Genomic DNA, 20034 nt, shown 5'->3' on the forward strand with positions numbered 1-20034 from the left:
TCGGTTAGCGCTCGGTCAACGCGCAAAGATCCGCCCGCCGGATCGGTTTGGCGAGGCAATGGTCAAATCCGGCATCTAGGTAGGTGGCAATGTGCTCTGGGAAGACATTGGCGGTGACAGCAACCAGTTTTGGAGCTGTCGTGAGACTGCCACTTTTTTCGCGAGATCTAAGAGTGCGCGCGATCTGATCGCCGGTCATGTCTGGCATCCGGATGTCGACAAAAAGCGCGTCAAAGGTGTCTGAGAGGGCATGGCTGAGTGCGGTTTTGCCGTTGTGTGCGCTGACAACTTCAGCTCCCATGCTTTCGAGCATGCGGATCAACACCATGCGATTCACCGGGCTGTCATCCGCAACGAGCGCCCGCTTGCCGGCGAAAGCGGTGGCTATTTTGGCTCTTTGCAGGTCTTGGGTGTCGAGGTCTTTTGCGACAGGCATAGGCACCTTGGTTGTGAAGGTGCTGCCTTTGCCGGGGGCGCTGTGGACCGTGATTTGGCCTTTCATTAAGGCGATCAGGCGTTTCACAATGGGCAGCCCCAGACCGGTGCCACCTTTGCGACGTGCAACCGAGTGATCCGCCTGAGAATAGGCCGAGAACACTTCTGTCAATTGTTCAGGAAGCATTCCGCACCCGGAATCAGTGACCGTAGCGCTGATGGTATTGGGCTTGGCTTCCAGGCGCACGTGGATGGTGCCTTCGTCGGTGAATTTCACCGCATTGCTGAGCAGATTGCCAAGAACCTGGCGTAAGCGGTACTCATCGCCCAGTCGTAGTGCACCATTTTCTGTGTCGCTGGCTTCAACTATCAGTTTTACGCCTTTGCATTCAGCGGAGGCCCGATGCAGGGCAATCACGTCCACCACTGCGGCGCGCAGGTCAAAGGGGCGGTTTTCCAGGTCCAGCTTGCCGGCGTCGATTTTGCTGAGGTCGAGGGAATCGTTGAGCGTGCGCAGCAGGCCTTGGGTTGAGCTGTCCATGGTGCGCAGCAATTCTGGTACCAAGGTGCTCTGATCACTTTTGTCCAGCTCGTCCGACAAAAGGTCCATTGATCCAATAATGCCATTGAGCGGCGTGCGGATTTCATGGGCCATATGCGCCAAGAAGTCTTCGCGGGCCTGGGCGGCGTCTTCTGCTTCGGTTTTGGCGGCTTCGGCAGTGCGCAGCGCAAATTTCAAGGCAATTTGTTCATTCACACAAAGCGCCAGTTGGTGCAGTTTTTGCTGCTCCTCGTTGGTCCAGTCGCGCGGGGCGTCATCATTGGCGCATAAGGCACCAACGCATGTGCCGTCTGGTAAAGTGATTGGCATGCCAAGGTAGGCGACCACATTAAGTGCCTCAATTGCACGGTTGTGTTTGAGCATAGGGTGTTTGCGGGCATCCGGCACGATCAGCGGGCCACCTTTGGCACGAACGTGTTGGCAAAAAGAATGGCTGAGCGGTGTTTGGCGAGCCAGAGCCCAGTACGCTGGCAGGCCGACGTGGCTTTTGAAATACTGGCGGTCCAGCCCTGGTTGCACAATAGAGATCAAGGCAACGGGCACATCGAGAACGGTGCGGGTGAGGGATGTCAAATTGTCAAAAGCGGATTCCATTTCCGCGTCGACAAGATCGAGGTCCGCCAACAGTGTGTCGCTTACAGGTTTGGGATCAATTCTTGATGCCACCGAGGTGTTCATTATCTGGCTCACTTATTAACATATCAGCGGAGGGGTGTTGAAATCACCTGAGCGTTTGCGCATCGGTCTGCTTCCTGACCGGTCCGTGCTGAGCAAATGACCCAAACGAACGCATGAAGTGCCCCTCCCGTGTTTGATCAAAAGCGAAAAGCGTTAATAGTTGCCTAAAATCTAGGGGATAATTGTAAATTTATTTTCGATCCGGATGTGGTGTTGTAAAGGGGGGCGCTTCTTTGTCCGGGGTGCATCCGTGCCGTCGCATGGCTTGCCTCGACTGTCTGATTGGGCTAGCCCAAGGCAAATGTTTTGAGATGGCCGCTCCATTTGTGTCCGGCCCAAGCCGAGAGAGTGAGTGCCAATGCGCCTGTCCCGCTATTTTCTGCCTGTGCTGAAGGAAACCCCTTCTGAGGCACAGATTGTCAGCCACCGTTTGATGTTGCGTGCTGGCATGATCAAACAGTCCAGTGCGGGGATTTATTCCTGGCTGCCGCTGGGCTTCAAAGTGCTGCGCAAGATCGAGAATATTGTGCACGAAGAGCAGGTGCGTGCGGGCCACATTCCGATGCAGATGCCCACCTTGCAGTCGGCGGACCTTTGGAGAGAGAGCGGGCGTTACGATGCCTATGGCGAAGAGATGCTACGCATCACAGATCGCCATGACCGTGACATGCTTTATACGCCGACAGCGGAAGAGCTGATCACCGATATTTTCCGCAGCAATGTCAGCTCTTACAAAGATTTGCCGCTGACCATGTATCAGATCCAGTGGAAGTTCCGCGACGAGATTCGTCCGCGTTTCGGCGTGATGCGGGGCCGTGAATTCTACATGAAAGACGGCTATAACTTTGACCTGAGCAAAGAAGACGCACTGCATGCTTACAACCGCCACCTGGTGAGCTACTTGCGCACCTATGAGCGTATGGGGCTTCAGGCGATCCCGATGCGTGCTGATGGCGGGCCGATTGGTGGCGACTATACCCATGAGTTCCTAGTGCTGGCTGAAACCGGTGAGTCGGAAGTGTTCTACGATTCCGCAGTGACTGACCTGACCTTTGGTGATCGCGAGATTGATTACGACAGCGTTGAGCAGTGTCAGGGCGTTTTGGAGGAGTTTACCACCAAATATGCGCGCACTGACGAAACCCATGACGAGGCGCTGTTTAACGAGGTGCCAGAAGAGCGCCGTCGCACCGCGCGTGGTATTGAAGTCGGGCAGATTTTCTACTTTGGCACCAAGTATTCTGACGCGCTGGGCGCGCAGGTGCAGACTGCGGAAGGTGAGAAGGTCTCTGTGCACATGGGCAGCCACGGCATTGGTGTAAGCCGTCTGCTGGGCGCAATCATCGAAGCCAGCCACGACGACAACGGTATCATCTGGCCGGAAGGCGTGACTCCGTTCCACGCGGGTATTGTGAATCTGAAGCAAGGTGACGCAGAAGCGGATGCGGCCTGTGAAGCGCTGGAGAAGGCACTGGAAGCGGCCGGTCTTGAGCCGCTTTACGATGACCGCAAAGAGCGAGCTGGCGGCAAGTTTGCCACCATGGATCTGATTGGTCTGCCGTGGCGCATCACCGTTGGTCCGCGTGGCTTGAAAAATGGCGTTGTAGAACTGACCTCGCGCCGGACCGGGGAAAGCGAAGAGCTGGCACCGGAAGCGGCGGTGGCCAAGCTGATCGAGATCTATGCGGATCACCGGGTGACCGGTATCTGATCCAGACGCTTTTTGAACATTGAGCATTGGAAGGCCCTCGCGATTTGCGAGGGCCTTTTTGGTTATGTCGCAGGGACTTGTGTCGGTTCCCAGACGGGAAGAGATTGCAAAACCGCGAAGGTCAATTCGATGATGATAAAGCCCCAGATCAGAGGGCTTGCGCCGTTTAGGACGGCGTTGAGCATCCAGGCAGAGAACAGCCAGCGGCCGAGGGCGTCGTAGCGGGCGAGTTGGGGATCATTCAGGCGCAGGCGCACCACCGACCAGATGATTACGACGCTGCCAAAGAAGTTGGCGAAGAGCACGGCATAGGCATTTAGGTCCGGGAGGGGCGGCAGGCCGGTGGCCGCGTGGGCGCCGTTCATGCCGCTCCAGAACAGGCCAAGCGTCAGCGGCGTCATATAGGGCCAGGTGATAAGCAAATCATACCAGGCGGAGACGCGGTAGAGGCGGTGAAAGGTGGTGGGTGACATGGTGCATCCTTTGTCAGTTGCGTTGGATGCGGGGAGGTGTAAACCTTGGAGTTAGGTCCAGGGTCAAGGAGAAAAAATCATGCGGATCGGGGCGTTGGCTGCGGCAAGTGGCGTGAGCCGGGACACGTTGCGATATTATGAGAAACAAGGGCTTATCCGTGCGGACCGGTGGCCGAATGGGTATCGCGATTACCCGGAAGGTATGGTTGAGATAGTGCGTTTGATACGGCAGGGGCAGGCGTTGGGGTTTTCGCTTAAGGAAATTGGTGCGTTGGTGCAGGGGCTTGGCGGTGGGCTGTCACAGACCGAAGTGGAGACGCTGCTACGCGGCAAGTTGGCGGAAATTGACGCACGGATGCAAGAGCTTGGCAAACTGCGCGCAGTGGTGGCGCGGCGGCTGGCAGAGGCGTGCCCGTTGGGATTGGATGCGTCGGGATCGCTTGACCCTAAGCGGGTGGCCTCATAGGGTCGCGCCAACCAAGAACCGGAGCAGTTATGGCAGGTCGCACAGCCCCTTTTTCCCGTTTTGAATGGATGATCGCCTGGCGGTATTTGCGCGCGCGCAAAGCCGAAGGTGGGGTCAGCACGATGACCTGGATCAGCCTGATTGGCATCACCTTGGCGGTGTTTGCCTTAATCGCCACCTTGGCCGTGCGAGCCGGGTTTCGCTCCGAATTTGTTGGCACCATCTTGGGTGCCAATGCCCATGTAAGTGTTTATCAAAGCGGTGAAATTTCCGAAACCGGTGCAATTGACCGGACCATTAAGGACTTTGACACCGTGGCCGCAAAACTGCGTGACGTGCCGGGGGTGACACGGGCGGCGCCCTTGGTAAAAGGGCAGGTCATGGGCAACCTGCGCAACCGTAATGCGGGCGTGGAAGTCTTTGGCATGCGGGCGGACGATTTGGCGGAGCTGCCTCGGATTGCCGACCCGACCACCAGTGATGGCGACATCGCGCGCTACAACGAAGGCATTGCGATTGGTTCTGGCGTGGCGCGAGAGTTGGGCGCACGGGTGGGGGATCGCATCAAATTGATCTCGCCCAATGGGGTGAAAACCGCCTTTGGCACCTCGCCTCGGATCAGCAGTTATGAGGTGGTCTACATCTTCAGCGCTGGGCGCTATGACATTGATCGCACACGGGTTTATCTACCGTTCACCGAAGCGCAGCTGTTCTTTGACCGCGATGGAGTGGCCGATGAAATTGAGGTGATGGTCGCGGAGCCAGAGAAGGTGGAGGCGCTGGCTGTGCCGTTGATGATGGCTGCTGGCGACCGAGCCTTGGTGTGGACCTGGAAGCAGGCGTCGGGCGGATTTCTGAACGCGTTGGAGGTGGAAGACAATGTGATGTTTGTGATCCTCTCCATTCTAGTGCTGATCGCCACGATGAACATCGTTAGTGGATTGATTATGCTGGTGAAAAACAAGGGGCGTGACATTGGAATTCTACGCACCATGGGGCTGACCGAGGGCTCGGTGCTGCGGGTGTTTTTCATCTGCGGGGCGTTTACCGGCGTGTTGGGCACGGTGTTTGGTGTGGCACTGGGGTGCCTTTTTGCGCTGTATATCGATCCGATTTTTTCCTTTGTAAACGTACTCTTAGGCGGTGAGGCCTGGGACCCTTCGATCCGGGGGATTTATCGTCTGCCCGCCAAGTTGGAAGTTGGCGATGTGGTCTCTGCAATGAGCCTGTCGCTTGGTCTGGCCTTTGTGGTGACGATCTTTCCGGCGCGCCGGGCTGCACGGATGAACCCTGTGGAGGCGCTGCGCTATGAATGATGTTGTGTTGACGCTTGAGGGCGTAGAGAAGTTTTATAACAAAGGCTTAGCCAATGAGATCTGCGTGCTGAGTGGCGCGGAATTGGCCCTAAAGCCGGGCGAGCTGGTGGCGCTTGTGGCGCCATCGGGAGCAGGCAAATCGACGCTTTTGCACATCGCGGGATTGTTGGATGAAGCGGACAGCGGGTCCGTTGAAATCGACGGCAAATCCTTGAGCGGAAAGTCGGATCGGCGGCGCACCAGAGCGCGGCGGGAGGACATTGGCTTTGTCTATCAATTCCACCATTTGTTGCCGGAATTCAGTGCGTTAGAGAATATTGCCTTGCCGCAAATGGCCAATGGCGTGAGCAAATCCGATGCTGAAAAGCGCGGCAAAGAGCTTTTGGAAACTGTTGGTGTGGCGCATCGTGCGAAACACCGTCCAGCCGAACTGTCTGGCGGCGAGCAGCAGCGGGTGGCGTTTTGCCGGGCGCTGGCCAATAAGCCACGGATTTTGTTGGCAGATGAGCCGACAGGCAACCTTGATCCCGCAACCAGCGATCAGGTGTTTGACGCGCTCATGACGTTAGTGCGGGAGACCGGGTTGGCGGCGTTGGTGGCGACCCACAATATGGAGCTGGCGGCGCGGATGGACCGTGTGGTGCGGCTCGAAAACGGGGTATTGGTGGACGGCTGACGCCATGCCGTTGCGCGATTGGTTAAGGCAGCAAAAACACCTTAAATCCGCGTCGGCATGACATCGGTATCGCGGCTGTTTTGCGGAGGTGACCTTTTTGTGGGGCGGCCAAAAGTAACAACAAAGTGCGCAGGCGTTGCGGGGTTGGCAAAGCGGTTGCATCTACCGCCCAGTCCGGCAAGCTGTCCCGATGACAAAAGAGACATCTGTTCAAGAAGATCAAACGCGGGCCGCAGAGCGCCGCGCCAAGGGAGAGTTTGTGCGCGGTGTGAGCGGGTTTCGCCAAGCGATTGGCGATCCCGATTTTCCGCCGGAGCCGGGACGCTATCATCTGTTTGTGGCGCTAAATTGTCCGTGGTGTCATCGGGTGACTTTGGCGCGGGCTGTGCTTGGCCTTGAAAGCAGCATCACCTTGGATGTGGCCTTTCCCAACCGCACCGGAGAGGATGATCCGGCGGGGCCAAACCTTTGGGAGTTTGATCCAAGCCGGGTTGCGACGCTGACGGGGGAGACTTTGGCAGAGTGTACGCGCGAGACCGGGACGGGGTTGGGGCTGCGTTTGGCCAAGGAGATTTATCAGCGGGAGGGGGCAGAGGAGCAGTCGGTGCCGATCCTGTATGACAAAGTGGCTGGGCGGATTGTGAACAATGAGAGCGCCGAGATCCTGCGCATGTTGGACCGGCACGCTGCAGCGCTTGGAAGCGCCATACCAAACGGATCGCGGGTGCGGTTGGTGCCGGAGGCGACCAAGGAGTTGGCTACCGTAGAAGCGCTCAATGAGCGGGTTTATGTGGCGATCAACAATGGCGCCTATAAGGCCGGGTTTTCATCTGACCAAAACGTCTATGCGCAGGCTTTTGAGGTCTATTTCAGGGCATTGGACGACCTTGAGACCCTTTTGTCGGACGGACGGCCGTTTCTCTGCGGCGCCGCGTTTAGCGAGGCAGACTTGCGGTTGTTCCCGACGCTCTACCGGCATGATCCGGTGTACTATGTGCGCATGAAGTTGAATGGTGCGCGGATTTTGGACTACCCGCACCTGTGGCGCTGGCTGTGTCGCGTTTATGCGATGGAGGGCGTGGCGGCGGCAGGGTCGTTGCTGCATTGTCGGCAGGGGTATTTTGGCCGGTCCTGGAATGGGGTTGTGCCCTTGGGGCCACTGCGGCCTATGGGCTATCCCGAGGCGTATCTGCATCCGGAACTGGCGGATCAAAGCCCTTCGTAGGGTGGCGCGGGCAATCGGCAGCCTTATCAACGCAAAACGCGGCCCCAAAAGGAGCCGCGTTTCAAATGTCTAAGTCGCTTGGCTTATGCCAGTGCGAGGTTGATCGCGGACTCACGACCGTCGCGACCTGCTTCGATGTCGAAGGTCACTTTCTGGTTGTCAGCCAGGCCAGTCAGGCCGGAACGCTCAACTGCGGAAATGTGTACAAACACATCTTTGCTGCCGCCGTCTGGTGCGATGAAGCCGAAGCCTTTAGTTGTGTTGAACCATTTTACGGTGCCAGTAGCCATGCCGTAATCTCCTTAAAAAATCTGCCCGCATGATTGCGGCAGTGTGGCGAGGTCGGTCTGTATCGAGAGACTGAGCGCCGTTTGAAGGGAGACAGTGGTCGAAATAGAAAAACGTTTGCGAGCGCTACATAGGAGTGCTTGTGCGGCGATACAAGGGAAAGCTTCAAAACAATTGTCAGGAAGATGCCCAAGCGGCCGGCGGGCGGCGGAAAACGGCGTGTCCTGGGTTTGCCTAAGCGATTGCCAATGCAGGCCTACCAGAGGTCCGGATTGTTCAGAGCCGCGACACAGGTGGGGTTCCCTTGCAGTGGGGTAAGGGCCGCTGAGGTCAGGGATTGCGCAATCCAGCCGTGCGGGAAGCTGAGCGGCAACGGTGCAGCGGCGATGTCTTCCGTGATCGGTGAGAAACCGGTTTTGCCATAATAGTCCGGGCTGCCGTAGGTTATGGCAACATCTATGCCGTCATCGCGCAGGACGGTCAGCGCGTGGGTGATCAGGGCTTGGCCAATGCCTTCGCCATGGCGATCCGTGGCAACCGCCATAGGGGAAAGCAGGACCACGGTGCGCGCATCCTCTGCATAGCGCAGGGGCGAGAACAGAACCGATCCCACAAGAGTGCCGCTATCGGTGGCGGTAAAAACGCGGGAGCCGTCGGTTTGGCGGTCCTGCAGCATCTGATCCACCATGGCGCCAATGAGCGTGCCTTCGGTCTCCCCCTCGGAGGCGGTGAAAGTGTCGGCAAAGAGCTTGATGATCTCTTCAGTTTTGGGCGTGAGGTCTTCGGCGTAGATCATGGCGGGCTCTCCTGGCGGCACGGACCGGTTGTGTCACGCGCTATGATCGGGATCAAGGCGGGGCGGGGCGTGCTGTGGCAGACTGAGCTGTGTGGGGGCGAGCAGAGCGGGCCGAAGGTCCGCTTTAGCAGAGGAGGACGGTGTGATGAAGACGGAACTGTGTGCGCTGGCGGTCACTTTGATGGCGGGCGCCGGATTTGCGGAGAATGTGGAAGAGGGCGCGGCGCTGTATCGGACGCACTGCGCGACCTGCCACGGCATTGATATGGATGGCAACGGACCGATGGCGGGGGTCCTGATGATCAAACCGGACAACCTGTTGACCTTGAGCAGTGGCAATAGCGGGGAGTTTCCCTTGGTGCGGGTGATCAAGCGCATTGATGGGCGGGATCCGCTGGTGAGCCATGGCAGCCCGATGCCGGTGTATGGCGATTTCTTTGAAGGTGTGGATGTGGCGCTCAAGACGCCGACCGGGCAGCCGATCATGACCTCGCAGCCGGTGGTGGAGTTGGTGGCCTTTTTGCAGAGCGTGCAGCAGTAGCGCCTAGAGGCTCATGGCGAGCACGCGGCTGATCTCGGTCAGGCTGCGGCCGGATTGGTCCATCCAGATGTTAAACGCCTCTTGCACCTTTTTCATCGCGCCTTTGGAGGTGGGTTGCTTGTCGATGATGCCTTCGGCGATCAGGCGGGCAACCACGTCACGAGACAGGATAAAGCTGTCTTTGCCCAAGAACCGCAAGGCATACTGACCGGTGGCACCGCCAATGCGGGAGCCGCCTTTTTTCATGAATTCCAATTGGGTGACGTAGTCGGTGCTGGCCCAACCACCAAGCACTTTGCCTGCACCGCCGTCTTCACGCAGGGATTGGATGAAGTGGGCGTTTTCCAGAACGGTGCGGATTTTCGGCCCGTTGCGCACGATGTCGGTGTTGGACATCAGGCGGTCCATGTCCTCGTCATGCATGAAGGCACAGCGGTCCACGTCAAAACCGTGAAAAGCGGCCTCAAAGCCGTCCCATTTGTTTTCGATGACCTGCCAATTGAAACCTGCCTGAAAGACACCTTTGGTGAATTGCGCCAGCCAGCGGTCCTCGGGGATTTGTGCGAGTTCTTCGGCGGATTTGGGCTTGGTGAGCTGTGCTTCGAGTGCGTCGGAGCCGCCTTTGCGCTCGGCAGAAATGGCAAAGAGGTCGTCGAAGGGGCGCATGGTGGTGGGTCCTGTTATTTGACAGTGTAAGATGCAAGCAGTGGTTTGAGAAACGCCAGCGCTTTTTGCACGGCAGGTCGGTTTTCTGAGCGTTTTGATACAAGTAAAGCAAAGCCACCGGTGTCAATGCCAACCTCGCTCACCTTGCAAAGCAGGCCACCCTTTAGCTCCTCCTGAACAATGCTCGGTGTGACAATCATGGCAGCCTTGCCGGTCAACACCGATAACATGCCCAGCCGAAAGTCTGTTTGCCAGTAGTACTTAGGCGGAGACGGTGGCGTTATCTTTGCCGCTCCAAACCACTGTGCCCATCTTTCCTTTCGATAGGAATACATGAGATCTGATGCGAAGAGCGCCTCGAGTTTCTTTTGCGGGCTGTCGTCTGCTGCCACGAGGGAGCTGGAGACATAGGGGTACATGGTTTCCTGACTAAAGATATGCATGTCTTTGGTTTGGTTTGGAGTGGAGACAAACCGCACCGCCAAGTCAAACTCGCTGTTGTCCAGGTCAACCACATCTGCACTGTGCTCGGCAGAGAGCTCGAAATGTGCATTTGATGTGGCGTCTGACATCTCAGCCAGCTTTTGATCCAACCACTGATGCGCAAAAAACGGCTCTACACTCAGTCTCACAGTCTTGGAAACGCTGGCCACAAGGCGATCGGTTACTTGCTCCAAGTTGCTGAGGATACGCTCAACCTCGGCGTGGTAGGCTTTGCCCAAATCTGTGAGCGTGATGTTGCGTCCGGATTTGAGAACCAGCGGCGCCTTCAGCCAGGCTTCCAAGTTACGTACATGGCGTGCGACCGACGTGTGGGTCACGCTCAGTTCTTCCCCAGCTTTGGAAAAGCTCGAATGCCGTGCCGTGGCTTCGAAGGCTTTTAGTGCGTTGAGCGGAGGAAGGTTTCGCTTCATGTAACGTGTTCTTTTTTTGCTTATATTTTGAGTATTTATTGAAGTTGTTGAAGTGCGCAAGACGATTTAGTTTTAAAGGTGCTTCAGAAGAGTTTGGTTTGGAGTAATTTTGTTGTTATACAATGAGTTACGCCCGATTTTACCGGAGTGTTTGGCGTTAAGAATGCGCGAAGCGAAGCCGGAATTGGCCAATGTTAAGCGAGTGGTTTGGTGGGTTTTCTCCCTAATGGAGAACTGGGTCATATTGGTTGTGATCAAGTAGCGAGTATCGCGATGCGAGAAACCAAAAAACAGCTTCTGGAGCGGGCGTTCTTGTTGGCTGAAATTGCGCAAAGGGCACTGGAACGCGCTTCCAATGCCGAGAGTCAGCAAGAACGCCGCTTGGAATTTTTGTCCTTTCAGGACGCGTGCATTCAACTTGTAGAAAAGATGAACAGCGTGGAGTTGGATGACGCTCGTGTGGCGTTGGTTCGACCAAGGCAAGGTGCTGTGAAGGCGGTTGCGGAAGAGCGGGTTTGATGGCTGTCTTGCAGGGCGTTGGGGGCGGTTCGCCTACCGGGAGCTTGCAGTGAAAACCCTTCTGTTTGGGATGCCGTCAACTCAGTGATTGGAAGTCAATCACCACGGTCGTATGTTCTGCGTACGAAGAGCGCGTAGATGTTGGGAAAACACAAATTGCTCCGGTTTTGTCCAGTCAAAGAGACCCGTGAAAGGCGTGGCCATATGAAATGGAGCGATTGCAAAGACGCGTTTCGTGCCGACGGGTCATTACGGGACATTTATGTTCGCAACACTACCGAGGATGATTGGAACCGATTGTTCGCAGCGTTTTCGAAGTATGAAATGACGCTCTTTTGCGACGGAGACCCTTCTCCGGAAATAGAGGTTCCTGCGGCGATATTTGAGAGATGCAATGAGCATCACTATCGACTCGAGATGTTGGCAAAAGGCATTACCTTTCAATGCCACTTTTTTACGGTCGACGAGATTGAAATCGATGTGGATCCTAAGGAAATCAAGTCGCAGCAGGATTTAGATGTCGTTCTGGATGTGATGGGAGCAATTGGGCGGGCCTTGGCTAAGCCGGTTATCCTGACCGAGGAAGCCACTCAAAACTATGTTTGGATCGCGTTTGATCCTGCAACAAGTGCATGTAAATACTTCGCGTACTGACAATGCGCTGCTTGTGTTGAAAATAGTGCAGTCGCGCAAGCCCCTGTCGGCCAATGGGGCGCTGCCAAATCGGAGATTTGGCAATTGGGGAGCCACGCACATTTACGCCCCCAAGTCCCCCATCTTTACCTCCCCTTAACTCAAAAAACCTTAGGTGGCCTTGCAGCCCCTCAAACCCATGACTAAGACTCTCTTGGTAGGGTCCGACGGGCGGGCCGCAGAGCGATCAACAGGCAGGCGATATGAACGACCCTTTTGAAACCTATATGAATACCCTTGTGCCCATGGTTGTCGAACAGACCAGCCGCGGCGAACGCGCGTATGATATTTTCTCGCGTCTGCTCAAAGAGCGCATCATTTTCCTCAACGGTCCGGTGCATGACGGCATGTCCAGTCTGATCGTGGCGCAGCTTTTGCACCTTGAGGCGGAAAACCCGTCCAAAGAGATCAGCATGTACATCAACAGCCCTGGTGGCGTGGTGACATCCGGTCTGTCGATCTATGACACCATGCAGTACATCAAGCCGAAGGTGAGCACGCTGGTGATTGGTCAAGCGGCCTCGATGGGCTCGTTGCTGTTGACAGCGGGTGAGGCGGGTATGCGCTTCTCCCTGCCTAACTCCCGCGTGATGGTGCACCAGCCGTCCGGTGGGTATCAGGGGCAGGCGACGGACATCATGATCCACGCCGAAGAAACGCTGAAGCTGAAGCGGCGTTTGAATGAGATTTACGTCAAGCACACCGGCCGCACCTATGAAGAGGTAGAGCAGGGGCTTGAGCGCGACAACTTTATGTCCGCAGAAGACGCCAAAGAGTGGGGTTTGATCGACGAGATTGTCGAAAACCGCGCCAAAGGTGACGACGAAGAAAGCTAACTATTGGGTGCCCGGTGGCGCAAAGACGCTGTCGGGCACTTTCGCATTGTGCCCACTTTGACGCTGGCCTAAGCTGGATGAAACGTGGGTAGCCCTCTCCAAATGGGGGCAAGATTTGGCCTGAAAGGTACGACATGTCGAACACGTCCGGTGGTGACAGCAAGAACACGCTTTACTGCAGCTTCTGCGGAAAGAGCCAGCACGAGGTGCGCAAGCTGATTGCGGGCCCAACGGTATTTATCTGTGATGAATGCGTTGAGTTGTGCATGGACATCATCCGCGAAGAGACCAAGGCCAGCGGGCTGAAGTCTTCTGAAGGCGTGCCAACACCCCGTGAAATTTGCGACGTGCTGGACGACTATGTGATTGGTCAGGCCACCGCGAAACGCGTGCTGTCTGTGGCGGTGCACAACCACTACAAACGTCTGAACCACGCGGCCAAAACCGGCGATATTGAGCTGGCGAAATCCAACATCCTGCTGATTGGCCCAACCGGTTGCGGTAAGACTTTGTTGGCGCAAACCCTGGCGCGGATTTTGGATGTGCCGTTCACCATGGCGGATGCAACCACGCTGACCGAGGCCGGTTATGTGGGTGAGGATGTGGAGAACATCATCCTCAAGCTGCTGCAGGCGTCTGAGTACAACGTAGAGCGCGCGCAGCGTGGCATCGTCTATATCGACGAAGTTGATAAGATCACCCGCAAGTCCGAGAACCCGTCCATCACCCGTGACGTGTCGGGCGAAGGTGTGCAGCAAGCGCTCTTGAAGCTGATGGAAGGCACCGTGGCCTCCGTGCCGCCGCAAGGTGGCCGGAAACATCCGCAGCAGGAATTCCTGCAGGTCGACACCACCAACATCCTGTTTGTCTGTGGCGGCGCGTTTGCCGGTCTGGATAAGATCATTGCGCAGCGCGGCAAAGGCTCTGCAATGGGCTTTGGCGCGGATGTGCGTGACAATGACGAGCGCGGCGTGGGCGAGATCTTCCAGGACCTGGAGCCGGAAGATCTGCTGAAATTTGGTCTGATCCCGGAATTTGTCGGCCGTCTGCCGGTTCTGGCAACGCTGGAAGATCTAGACGCGGATGCCTTGGTGATCATCCTGACACAGCCGAAAAACGCGCTGGTGAAACAGTATCAGCGTCTGTTTGAGCTGGAAGACACGCAGTTGACGTTTACCGATGACGCGCTGAAGGCGATTGCCAACCGTGCGATTGAACGGAAAACCGGTGCCCGCGGTCTGCGCTCCATTCTGGAAGAGATCCTGCTCAACACCATGTTTGAGCTGCCGGGTCAGGACAGCGTGACCGAGGTTGTGGTGAATGAGGAAGCGGCCACCGGTCAGGCGGCGCCGTTGATGATCCACGGTGAAGCCGAGAAAGAGCCGGCTGAGGCGGGCTGAGGTCTGGCGACAGACTGAGAGAGATTAGGAAGGCATCCCGGTGGGGCGCCTTTTTTGTTTGACCTTGTCGGGGAGCTTTATGGAGCGACCGTGTGTCAAAGCTGACAAAACCGTTGTCCGGCGTTACCCTGCCAGGGTGTAGGTCCGCGCTGATGAACAGTCGGGCGTTTCGCAGGCGGGGTGATTGAAAATGCCGAACTTTACAGGTCTCCAGTCTGATGCGGGTCTATCAGACGTGCTGAAGATGTTCCCGCGCAACTCAGAGGCGCTGCTTCGGCTACTTGATGACATTATGTGCGCTGTCGGAGAGTTGTCTCGGGGCGAGCGGGAGGCTATTGCCGCCTATGTCTCACAATTGAACGCAACGCCGTACTGCGTGTTTAATCATTCTCTGTTCGCGGAGGTCTTTTCTGGGCCGCTGGAAGAGACAAACAAACGTTTGCTGCCGCTCTTGACCTATGTGCGGAGCCTGCACGAAAAGAACCGTGAAGAGATTGCGAGCGCTCACGAAGCGGCCATGCAGGCAGGATGGAGCACAAACGCACTCTACGAAGTTGTGGAGGTCTGCGGCATCTTTGATTTCATCAACACCATTGTGCTTTCTGCCGGGATCAATACGCCGGACGGGGTGATGCAGCCAGTGCCGACGGTTGACGACCTTAGGCGCTCTTATGCGTCGATGGCGGATGGCTTGAAAAGTGGTCGATAGCGCCGCATGGCGCGGACAGGCGTGGCTGCGGCAGGGCGATTTCGAGGAGTCCACGCCAATGTGATCGGGCGTCTCTTGCGGCTCCGCTGCGCGGCTTTCATATCCCTCTGAAATCAAAAGGAAGCCTGTCATGCCCAAAGCGACTCTCTATCGGATGGATTTGCCGAACTACACCTGCGGCTACGGCACGGCTGCGCTGCAGTTGTTGCAGAGCCATGGGTTTGAGATTGACGAGCATGTGCTGCGCACGCGGCATGAGACGGATGTCTTCAAAGACAAGCATCACGTGACCACCACGCCGCTTGTGTTCATTGATGGCGTAAAGATTGGTGGCTTCACTGAGCTGCGAAAGCATCTGAAGGGGCAGAAGAAACCGTCAAAACGGTTTTGGAAACGCTAAGCCGCATTGACACCGCCGCACCACCGGAGGATGTCTTGGGCACCTCACATCAAGGAGCCTGCCAATGTCTGTACGTCACATCTCCACCGGATCGCCGTTTGAAGAAAAAATCGGGTATTCCCGCGCGGTTGTAGCCGATGGCTGGGTCTTTGTGGCCGGAACAACGGGCTATGATTACGCAACCATGACCCTGCCTGAGGATGTGGCCGCGCAATGTCGCAACACGCTCACCACCATTGGCAAGGCGCTGGAAGAAGCAGGCAGCAGTCTCGATGATGTGGTGCGGGTCAACTACATTCTGCCCAATGGCGACGACTTTGAGAAATGCTGGCCCGTGACCAGTGACGTGTTTGCCAAGGCCAAACCGGCGGCGACAATGATCATTGCCAATCTTATGGAAGACGCGATGAAGATTGAGATCGAAGTGACCGCGCGGGTTTCTAAGTAAAGGCACCAAAATGACAGCACATATTGCCACCGACCGCGCGGCCAATCGGCTTGGCGCTGTGTTCATGGTTGCGGCCATGGCGGGGTTTGCCGTGGAGGACGCTTTCCTCAAGGCGGCGGCGCAAAGCTTGCCGATTGCACAGGTGATGGTGCTGTTTGGCGCGGGCGGCGCGATGGTTTTTGCGCTGTGGTTGCGCGCCAAATCGCAGCCTTTGGCACCGAAAGAGGTGGTGTCGCGCCCGATGCAGGTGCGGGTGGTGTTTGAGATTGTGGGGCGGTTGTTCTTCACGCTGTCACTGGCACTTACGCCGCTCAGTTCGACCACCGTGATCTTACAGGCCACACCTTTGGTGGTGGTGGCTTTTGCCGCGCTGGTGCTCGGCGAGCAGGTGGGCTGGCGGCGCTGGTTGGCGATTGTGATAGGTCTGGCAGGCGTGGTGCTGATTGTGCGACCCGGTGGGGACAGTTTTAGCTGGCTGTCGCTTCTGGCCGTTGCGGGCATGTTGGGTTTTGCCGGACGCGATCTGGCGAGCCGGGCCGCGCCTGCGAGCCTGAGCACGGCGGTTTTGGGCCTTTATGGGTTTCTGGCCATTGTGGTGGCGGGCGCGGCATACGGCGCGATCTGGGAGCAGGTGCCGTTTCACACGCCGCCGCCGATGGCACTGCTGTCTGTGGTGGGGGCGGTGGCCTGTGGCGTGTTTGCCTATAGCGCGTTGATGCGGGCGATGCGGACGGGCGAGGTGTCAGCGGTGACGCCGTTCCGTTACTCGCGCCTGTTGTTTGGCGTGGCCCTTGGCGTGGTGGTGTTTGGCGAGCAGTTGGACAGCTGGATGCTGATTGGCAGCGCCTTGATTGTACTCTCAGGCCTTGTGATCATGGTGCGTGGGCGGGCTGCTGCCAAAAGGTGATAGCATTCAACCTATGTGCGCGGTTCCGCCACTGGACCTTTGTGGTCAAATAGTCCATATGAGGGAAGAATTTGCGGAGACTCCCATGGGCATTTTGAGCACAATCAACAATGTTTTGACCTGGTGGAACGGCGGTACGCTGAACACCAAGCTGTTTACGGCGCGCAAAGGCGTGAAAATGGGCGAAGACGAGCAAGGCAACGTCTACTACCGCACCGAAAATGATTCCAAGCGTTGGGTGATGTTCAACGGCGAAGTGGAAGCAAGCCGCGTGAGTGCCGATTGGCATGGCTGGCTGCATCGGACGTTTGACGAAGTGCCGAGCCAGAAGCCGCTGAAGCACAAGGAATGGGAAATTCCACATCAGGAAAACGTGACCGGGACCGCGCTGGCCTATGCGCCTGCGGGCACCATCCGTGCCCATGGTAAGGCGCCGGTGGAACGGTCTGATTATGAGGCCTGGAGCCCCGAGTAAACCTGATGTCTGCGGTTCGTACAGAGACTTTTGTTGGCGCTGCTGTGGTTGCCGCAGCTGCCGGTTTCCTGCTTTATAGCGCGCAGTATGCCAGTGTTGGGCAGGGCAGTGGCGGCTATGGGTTAAATGCGTCTTTCCGCTCGATTGAGGGGGTGAGCGTAGGCACGGATGTGCGGTTGGCCGGTGTGAAAATTGGCACCGTGACCGACATCCAACTTGATCCACAGACCTTTCGTGCTTTGACCACGTTCAGCGTGCTGGACGGCATTGCGTTGCCGGATGACAGTGCTGTGGTGGTGTCTTCTGAAGGTCTTCTGGGCGGTAACTTTGTGGAAATTCTGCCGGGTGGATCGCCGTTTAACTTTGAAGCCGGAGATGAGATCGAGGACACGCAAAGCTCTGTGAGCCTGATTTCTCTGCTTCTGAAGTTTGTGAGCGGTGGTGACGATGAATAAGTTTGGTGTGACAGCGGCGGCGCTGCTGCTGCCGGTGATGGCGCAGGCGCAAGAGATTCAGATCGAGATGCTGGAGATTGAGCCGCTCAAATATGAGACGCTGGATATTCCGCTAGGCGATGTCAAAAGCGAGAGCGTGGTGGCTGCCACGGTGGGCAAGGGCGCATTGTTGCGGGGGCTGGACAAGCTGACCGGGCAGGTGGCGGACTTTGAGCTCGACAACGGCTATTCAGTGAAGTTTGGCACGCTGCGTGTGGATATGGCGCAATGCCGTCATCCGAGTGAAAACCCAAATGGCGACGCGTTTGCGTTTATTTCGGTCTATGAAGATCAGGGCACGGGCGCCAATGTTTTCCAGGGCTGGATGGTGGCCTCTTCGCCAGCCTTAAGTGCGCTGGATCATGCCCGCTATGACGTTTGGGTGCTGCGCTGCACGGGCTTGGCTCAGGCAGACGCAGAGAGCACCTCTGAGGGCGACGGCAACGAGTGAGTCGTGATGTCGGCGTCATGCCGAAGCGCCCATGTCAGCATCTTGTGATAATCCGCACGGGGGATTTCGATCGCCCCTAGTGAGATCAGGTGATCGGTCACAAACTGTGTGTCAAATAACGTGAATCCACAGCGGCGCAGATGTTCGATCAGATAGGCCAGGGCCATTTTGGACGCATCGGTTCTGCGGGAGAACATGCTCTCGCCAAAGAAGGCCCCGCCAAGGGTCACGCCGTAGACGCCCCCCACCAATTCATCGCGATCCCAGACTTCCAATGAGTGGGCCTCTCCGCGCGCGTGCAGCGCCATGTAAAGTGCATGAATCTGCGCGTTGATCCAGGTTTCCTCACGGTCCGCGCAGCCTTCTAAAACACCCTCGAAGTTCGCGTTGAGCGAGACCGTGTAACCACCACGCCGGATGCGTTTGGCGAGGCTGCGGGAGATGTGGAAACTGTCGAGGGGGAAGATGCCGCGGCGGATCGGGTCGACCCAGAAAATGTCCGGATCATCGCGGTTTTCGGACATGGGGAAAACACCCATGCCATAGGCGCGCATCAAAAGGTCTGGTGTGACCTCACTCATGATGCGCGCCCATAGGGTATCAGCCTTCGGCCATATTGGCGTCGAGCCATTTCTCCAGCCAGTGAATATTGTACTCACCGGTGTGGATGTCTTTTTCCTGAAGCAGGGCGTGGAACAGTGGTGTGGTGGTGTCGATGCCATCCACAATCATCTCTCCCAGAGCGCGGTTCAGGCGCGCCAGTGCTTCGGGGCGATCGCGACCGTGCACGATCAGCTTGCCAATCAGGCTGTCGTAATAAGGCGGGATTGAATAGCCTTGATATAGCGCTGAATCCATCCGGACCCCAAGGCCACCAGGCGCGTGATACGCGGTGATCTTGCCGGGGCATGGCGCAAAGTTTGGCAGACGCTCAGCGTTGATACGGACCTCAATGGAGTGGCCATTGATCTCCAGGTCATCCTGACCAAAGGTCATGGCTTCGCCAGCCGCCACAAGGATTTGCTCACGCACCAGATCGACGCCAAAAATGGCTTCGGTCACAGGGTGTTCCACCTGAAGACGGGTGTTCATTTCGATGAAATAGAACTCGCCGTTTTCATAGAGGAACTCGATGGTGCCCGCGCCGATGTAGTTGATTTTGGCAACCGCATCCGCACAGGTTTTGCCGATTGCCGCACGCTCTTCAGGGGTGATGCAGGGGCCGGGGGCCTCCTCAAACACCTTCTGGTGACGCCGCTGCAAGGAGCAATCACGTTCACCAAGGTGCACCGCTTTGCCTTTGCCGTCACCAAAGACCTGAATCTCGATGTGGCGTGGGGTGGTGAGGTACTTCTCGATGTAGACCTCATCGTTGCCGAAGTTGGCCTTGCCTTCCGCACGTGCGGTCTGGAACGCCGATTTCATCTCTTCGGCGTTGTTGGCAACTTTCATGCCTTTGCCGCCGCCACCTGCGGTGGCTTTGATGATTACCGGGTAGCCAAATTCCTCGCCGATTTTCAGCGCAGCGTCGACATCTGGCACACCACCTTCGGAGCCAGGTACGCAAGGTACGCCAAGCGCCTTCATGGTGTCTTTGGCCGTGATCTTATCACCCATCGTGCGGATGTGTTCCGCAGTTGGGCCGATGAAGGTCAAACCGTGGTCTTCGATGATCTGTACGAAGTTGGCGTTTTCCGACAAGAAGCCATAGCCCGGATGGATCGCCTGAGCGCCGGTGACTTCGCAGGCGGCGATGATCGCCGCCATGTTCAGATAGCTTTCGGTGCCCGGAGCGGGGCCGATGCAGATGGCCTCATCTGCCATGCGAACGTGCATTGCGTCAGCATCAGCGGTGGAGTGCACCGCAACCGACTTGATGCCCATTTCGCGGCACGCACGGATCACGCGCAGGGCGATCTCTCCGCGGTTTGCGATCAGGATTTTATCAAACATGT

25 protein-coding genes are annotated in these 20034 nt (G+C 57.0%); 17 read left to right on the plus strand and 8 right to left on the minus strand.

Features of this window, described 5'->3' with window-relative positions; genetic code table 11:
* Positions 1-4: 4 nt before the first annotated feature.
* A complete protein-coding gene (locus Q0955_RS18790) occupies positions 5-1687 on the minus strand; it encodes an ATP-binding protein (protein WP_299427682.1) in 1683 nt (560 codons plus the stop codon).
* 346 nt (positions 1688-2033) lie between these two features.
* Here Q0955_RS18790 and proS point away from each other — a divergent pair, with 346 nt between their 5' ends.
* Positions 2034-3386 (plus strand): proline--tRNA ligase, encoded by a 1353-nt coding sequence (proS, locus tag Q0955_RS18795; RefSeq protein WP_299427685.1) that lies wholly within the window; start codon positions 2034-2036, stop codon positions 3384-3386.
* 62 nt (positions 3387-3448) lie between these two features.
* On the opposite strand, the gene Q0955_RS18800 is transcribed toward proS, so the two are convergent.
* Entirely contained in the window at positions 3449-3859 is a 411-nt protein-coding gene (locus tag Q0955_RS18800) for a hypothetical protein (RefSeq protein ID WP_299427688.1), read from the minus strand.
* 79 nt (positions 3860-3938) lie between these two features.
* Here Q0955_RS18800 and Q0955_RS18805 point away from each other — a divergent pair, with 79 nt between their 5' ends.
* The 4 genes from Q0955_RS18805 (at position 3939) to Q0955_RS18820 (ending at position 7542) form a co-directional block, all read left to right on the plus strand.
* Positions 3939-4325, plus strand: a complete 387-nt coding sequence (locus tag Q0955_RS18805; protein WP_299427691.1) for a MerR family transcriptional regulator — start codon at positions 3939-3941, stop codon at positions 4323-4325.
* Between the two features lie 29 nt (positions 4326-4354).
* A complete protein-coding gene (locus tag Q0955_RS18810) occupies positions 4355-5641 on the plus strand; it encodes a lipoprotein-releasing ABC transporter permease subunit (protein ID WP_299427694.1) in 1287 nt (428 codons plus the stop codon).
* Positions 5634-6317, plus strand: a complete 684-nt coding sequence (locus Q0955_RS18815) for an ABC transporter ATP-binding protein (RefSeq protein WP_299427697.1) — start codon at positions 5634-5636, stop codon at positions 6315-6317. The genes Q0955_RS18810 and Q0955_RS18815 overlap by 8 nt, the downstream gene beginning before the upstream one ends.
* Positions 6318-6507: 190 nt before the next feature.
* Positions 6508-7542: a glutathione S-transferase C-terminal domain-containing protein gene (locus tag Q0955_RS18820; RefSeq protein WP_299427701.1), complete on the plus strand. Its 1035-nt coding sequence runs from the start codon at positions 6508-6510 to the stop codon at positions 7540-7542.
* An 83-nt stretch (positions 7543-7625) separates the two neighbouring features.
* Here Q0955_RS18820 and Q0955_RS18825 read toward each other — a convergent pair whose 3' ends face one another.
* Together Q0955_RS18825 and Q0955_RS18830 are read right to left on the minus strand one after the other, a co-directional pair.
* A complete protein-coding gene (locus Q0955_RS18825) occupies positions 7626-7832 on the minus strand; it encodes a cold-shock protein (protein ID WP_299427704.1) in 207 nt (68 codons plus the stop codon).
* Between the two features lie 254 nt (positions 7833-8086).
* Positions 8087-8626: an N-acetyltransferase gene (locus Q0955_RS18830; protein ID WP_299427707.1), complete on the minus strand. Its 540-nt coding sequence runs from the start codon at positions 8624-8626 to the stop codon at positions 8087-8089.
* A gap of 145 nt (positions 8627-8771) precedes the next feature.
* Between Q0955_RS18830 and Q0955_RS18835 the strand changes: the two genes are divergently transcribed.
* Entirely contained in the window at positions 8772-9167 is a 396-nt protein-coding gene (locus Q0955_RS18835) for a cytochrome c (protein WP_299427710.1), read from the plus strand.
* A gap of 3 nt (positions 9168-9170) precedes the next feature.
* On the opposite strand, the gene Q0955_RS18840 is transcribed toward Q0955_RS18835, so the two are convergent.
* Positions 9171-9833: a DNA-3-methyladenine glycosylase I gene (locus tag Q0955_RS18840; RefSeq protein WP_299427713.1), complete on the minus strand. Its 663-nt coding sequence runs from the start codon at positions 9831-9833 to the stop codon at positions 9171-9173.
* Between the two features lie 14 nt (positions 9834-9847).
* Positions 9848-10807, minus strand: coding sequence for a LysR family transcriptional regulator (locus Q0955_RS18845; RefSeq protein ID WP_299427716.1), 960 nt, complete (start codon positions 10805-10807; stop codon positions 9848-9850).
* A gap of 150 nt (positions 10808-10957) precedes the next feature.
* Here Q0955_RS18845 and Q0955_RS18850 point away from each other — a divergent pair, with 150 nt between their 5' ends.
* The 11 genes from Q0955_RS18850 (at position 10958) to Q0955_RS18900 (ending at position 18079) form a co-directional block, all read left to right on the plus strand.
* Positions 10958-11266 (plus strand): hypothetical protein, encoded by a 309-nt coding sequence (locus Q0955_RS18850; protein WP_299427718.1) that lies wholly within the window; start codon positions 10958-10960, stop codon positions 11264-11266.
* Between the two features lie 204 nt (positions 11267-11470).
* Positions 11471-11920 (plus strand): hypothetical protein, encoded by a 450-nt coding sequence (locus Q0955_RS18855; protein WP_299427721.1) that lies wholly within the window; start codon positions 11471-11473, stop codon positions 11918-11920.
* Positions 11921-12162: 242 nt separating this feature from the next.
* Positions 12163-12795 carry an ATP-dependent Clp protease proteolytic subunit gene (locus Q0955_RS18860; protein WP_283426032.1) on the plus strand — a complete coding sequence of 211 codons (633 nt, stop codon included), beginning with the start codon at positions 12163-12165 and terminating at the stop codon, positions 12793-12795.
* 134 nt (positions 12796-12929) lie between these two features.
* Positions 12930-14195, plus strand: a complete 1266-nt coding sequence (clpX, locus tag Q0955_RS18865; RefSeq protein WP_299427728.1) for an ATP-dependent Clp protease ATP-binding subunit ClpX — start codon at positions 12930-12932, stop codon at positions 14193-14195.
* 190 nt (positions 14196-14385) lie between these two features.
* The gene (locus Q0955_RS18870) at positions 14386-14904 is read left to right on the plus strand and encodes a hypothetical protein (protein WP_299427731.1); all 519 of its coding nucleotides are present in this window, start codon (positions 14386-14388) and stop codon (positions 14902-14904) included.
* Between the two features lie 130 nt (positions 14905-15034).
* Entirely contained in the window at positions 15035-15304 is a 270-nt protein-coding gene (locus tag Q0955_RS18875) for a glutaredoxin (protein WP_299427734.1), read from the plus strand.
* 64 nt (positions 15305-15368) lie between these two features.
* Entirely contained in the window at positions 15369-15752 is a 384-nt protein-coding gene (locus Q0955_RS18880) for a RidA family protein (RefSeq protein ID WP_299427737.1), read from the plus strand.
* Between the two features lie 10 nt (positions 15753-15762).
* The gene (locus tag Q0955_RS18885) at positions 15763-16659 is read left to right on the plus strand and encodes a DMT family transporter (RefSeq protein WP_299427740.1); all 897 of its coding nucleotides are present in this window, start codon (positions 15763-15765) and stop codon (positions 16657-16659) included.
* 85 nt (positions 16660-16744) lie between these two features.
* The gene (locus Q0955_RS18890) at positions 16745-17134 is read left to right on the plus strand and encodes an NADH:ubiquinone oxidoreductase subunit NDUFA12 (RefSeq protein WP_299427743.1); all 390 of its coding nucleotides are present in this window, start codon (positions 16745-16747) and stop codon (positions 17132-17134) included.
* 5 nt (positions 17135-17139) lie between these two features.
* Positions 17140-17589: an outer membrane lipid asymmetry maintenance protein MlaD gene (mlaD, locus tag Q0955_RS18895; protein ID WP_299427746.1), complete on the plus strand. Its 450-nt coding sequence runs from the start codon at positions 17140-17142 to the stop codon at positions 17587-17589.
* Positions 17582-18079: a DUF2155 domain-containing protein gene (locus Q0955_RS18900; RefSeq protein ID WP_299427749.1), complete on the plus strand. Its 498-nt coding sequence runs from the start codon at positions 17582-17584 to the stop codon at positions 18077-18079. Before mlaD ends, Q0955_RS18900 begins: the two co-directional genes overlap by 8 nt.
* Here Q0955_RS18900 and aat read toward each other — a convergent pair.
* A complete protein-coding gene (gene aat, locus Q0955_RS18905) occupies positions 18034-18660 on the minus strand; it encodes a leucyl/phenylalanyl-tRNA--protein transferase (protein WP_299427752.1) in 627 nt (208 codons plus the stop codon). The genes Q0955_RS18900 and aat overlap by 46 nt on opposite strands.
* 19 nt (positions 18661-18679) lie before the next feature.
* Positions 18680-20032, minus strand: coding sequence for an acetyl-CoA carboxylase biotin carboxylase subunit (accC, locus tag Q0955_RS18910; RefSeq protein ID WP_299427755.1), 1353 nt, complete (start codon positions 20030-20032; stop codon positions 18680-18682).
* Positions 20033-20034 lie beyond the last annotated feature (2 nt).

The sequence above is a fragment of the uncultured Shimia sp. genome, from assembly GCF_947493595.1.
GTDB lineage: Bacteria > Pseudomonadota > Alphaproteobacteria > Rhodobacterales > Rhodobacteraceae > Shimia.

What these genes read in the sequence shown, in the direction of transcription:
- Q0955_RS18885 (WP_299427740.1), top strand. Translation starts at nt 15,763, where the DNA reads ATGACAGCACATATTGCCACCGACCGCGCGGCCAATCGGCTTGGCGCT.
- proS (WP_299427685.1), top strand. Translation starts at nt 2,034, where the DNA reads ATGCGCCTGTCCCGCTATTTTCTGCCTGTGCTGAAGGAAACCCCTTCT.
- Q0955_RS18860 (WP_283426032.1), top strand. Translation starts at nt 12,163, where the DNA reads ATGAACGACCCTTTTGAAACCTATATGAATACCCTTGTGCCCATGGTT.
- Q0955_RS18840 (WP_299427713.1), bottom strand. Translation starts at nt 9,833, where the DNA reads ATGCGCCCCTTCGACGACCTCTTTGCCATTTCTGCCGAGCGCAAAGGC.
- Q0955_RS18835 (WP_299427710.1), top strand. Translation starts at nt 8,772, where the DNA reads ATGAAGACGGAACTGTGTGCGCTGGCGGTCACTTTGATGGCGGGCGCC.
- Q0955_RS18880 (WP_299427737.1), top strand. Translation starts at nt 15,369, where the DNA reads ATGTCTGTACGTCACATCTCCACCGGATCGCCGTTTGAAGAAAAAATC.
- Q0955_RS18900 (WP_299427749.1), top strand. Translation starts at nt 17,582, where the DNA reads ATGAATAAGTTTGGTGTGACAGCGGCGGCGCTGCTGCTGCCGGTGATG.
- Q0955_RS18800 (WP_299427688.1), bottom strand. Translation starts at nt 3,859, where the DNA reads ATGTCACCCACCACCTTTCACCGCCTCTACCGCGTCTCCGCCTGGTAT.
- Q0955_RS18870 (WP_299427731.1), top strand. Translation starts at nt 14,386, where the DNA reads ATGCCGAACTTTACAGGTCTCCAGTCTGATGCGGGTCTATCAGACGTG.
- Q0955_RS18805 (WP_299427691.1), top strand. Translation starts at nt 3,939, where the DNA reads ATGCGGATCGGGGCGTTGGCTGCGGCAAGTGGCGTGAGCCGGGACACG.
- clpX (WP_299427728.1), top strand. Translation starts at nt 12,930, where the DNA reads ATGTCGAACACGTCCGGTGGTGACAGCAAGAACACGCTTTACTGCAGC.
- Q0955_RS18875 (WP_299427734.1), top strand. Translation starts at nt 15,035, where the DNA reads ATGCCCAAAGCGACTCTCTATCGGATGGATTTGCCGAACTACACCTGC.
- Q0955_RS18815 (WP_299427697.1), top strand. Translation starts at nt 5,634, where the DNA reads ATGAATGATGTTGTGTTGACGCTTGAGGGCGTAGAGAAGTTTTATAAC.
- Q0955_RS18855 (WP_299427721.1), top strand. Translation starts at nt 11,471, where the DNA reads ATGAAATGGAGCGATTGCAAAGACGCGTTTCGTGCCGACGGGTCATTA.
- Q0955_RS18820 (WP_299427701.1), top strand. Translation starts at nt 6,508, where the DNA reads ATGACAAAAGAGACATCTGTTCAAGAAGATCAAACGCGGGCCGCAGAG.
- Q0955_RS18825 (WP_299427704.1), bottom strand. Translation starts at nt 7,832, where the DNA reads ATGGCTACTGGCACCGTAAAATGGTTCAACACAACTAAAGGCTTCGGC.
- accC (WP_299427755.1), bottom strand. Translation starts at nt 20,032, where the DNA reads ATGTTTGATAAAATCCTGATCGCAAACCGCGGAGAGATCGCCCTGCGC.
- Q0955_RS18890 (WP_299427743.1), top strand. Translation starts at nt 16,745, where the DNA reads ATGGGCATTTTGAGCACAATCAACAATGTTTTGACCTGGTGGAACGGC.
- mlaD (WP_299427746.1), top strand. Translation starts at nt 17,140, where the DNA reads ATGTCTGCGGTTCGTACAGAGACTTTTGTTGGCGCTGCTGTGGTTGCC.
- Q0955_RS18830 (WP_299427707.1), bottom strand. Translation starts at nt 8,626, where the DNA reads ATGATCTACGCCGAAGACCTCACGCCCAAAACTGAAGAGATCATCAAG.
- Q0955_RS18810 (WP_299427694.1), top strand. Translation starts at nt 4,355, where the DNA reads ATGGCAGGTCGCACAGCCCCTTTTTCCCGTTTTGAATGGATGATCGCC.
- aat (WP_299427752.1), bottom strand. Translation starts at nt 18,660, where the DNA reads ATGAGTGAGGTCACACCAGACCTTTTGATGCGCGCCTATGGCATGGGT.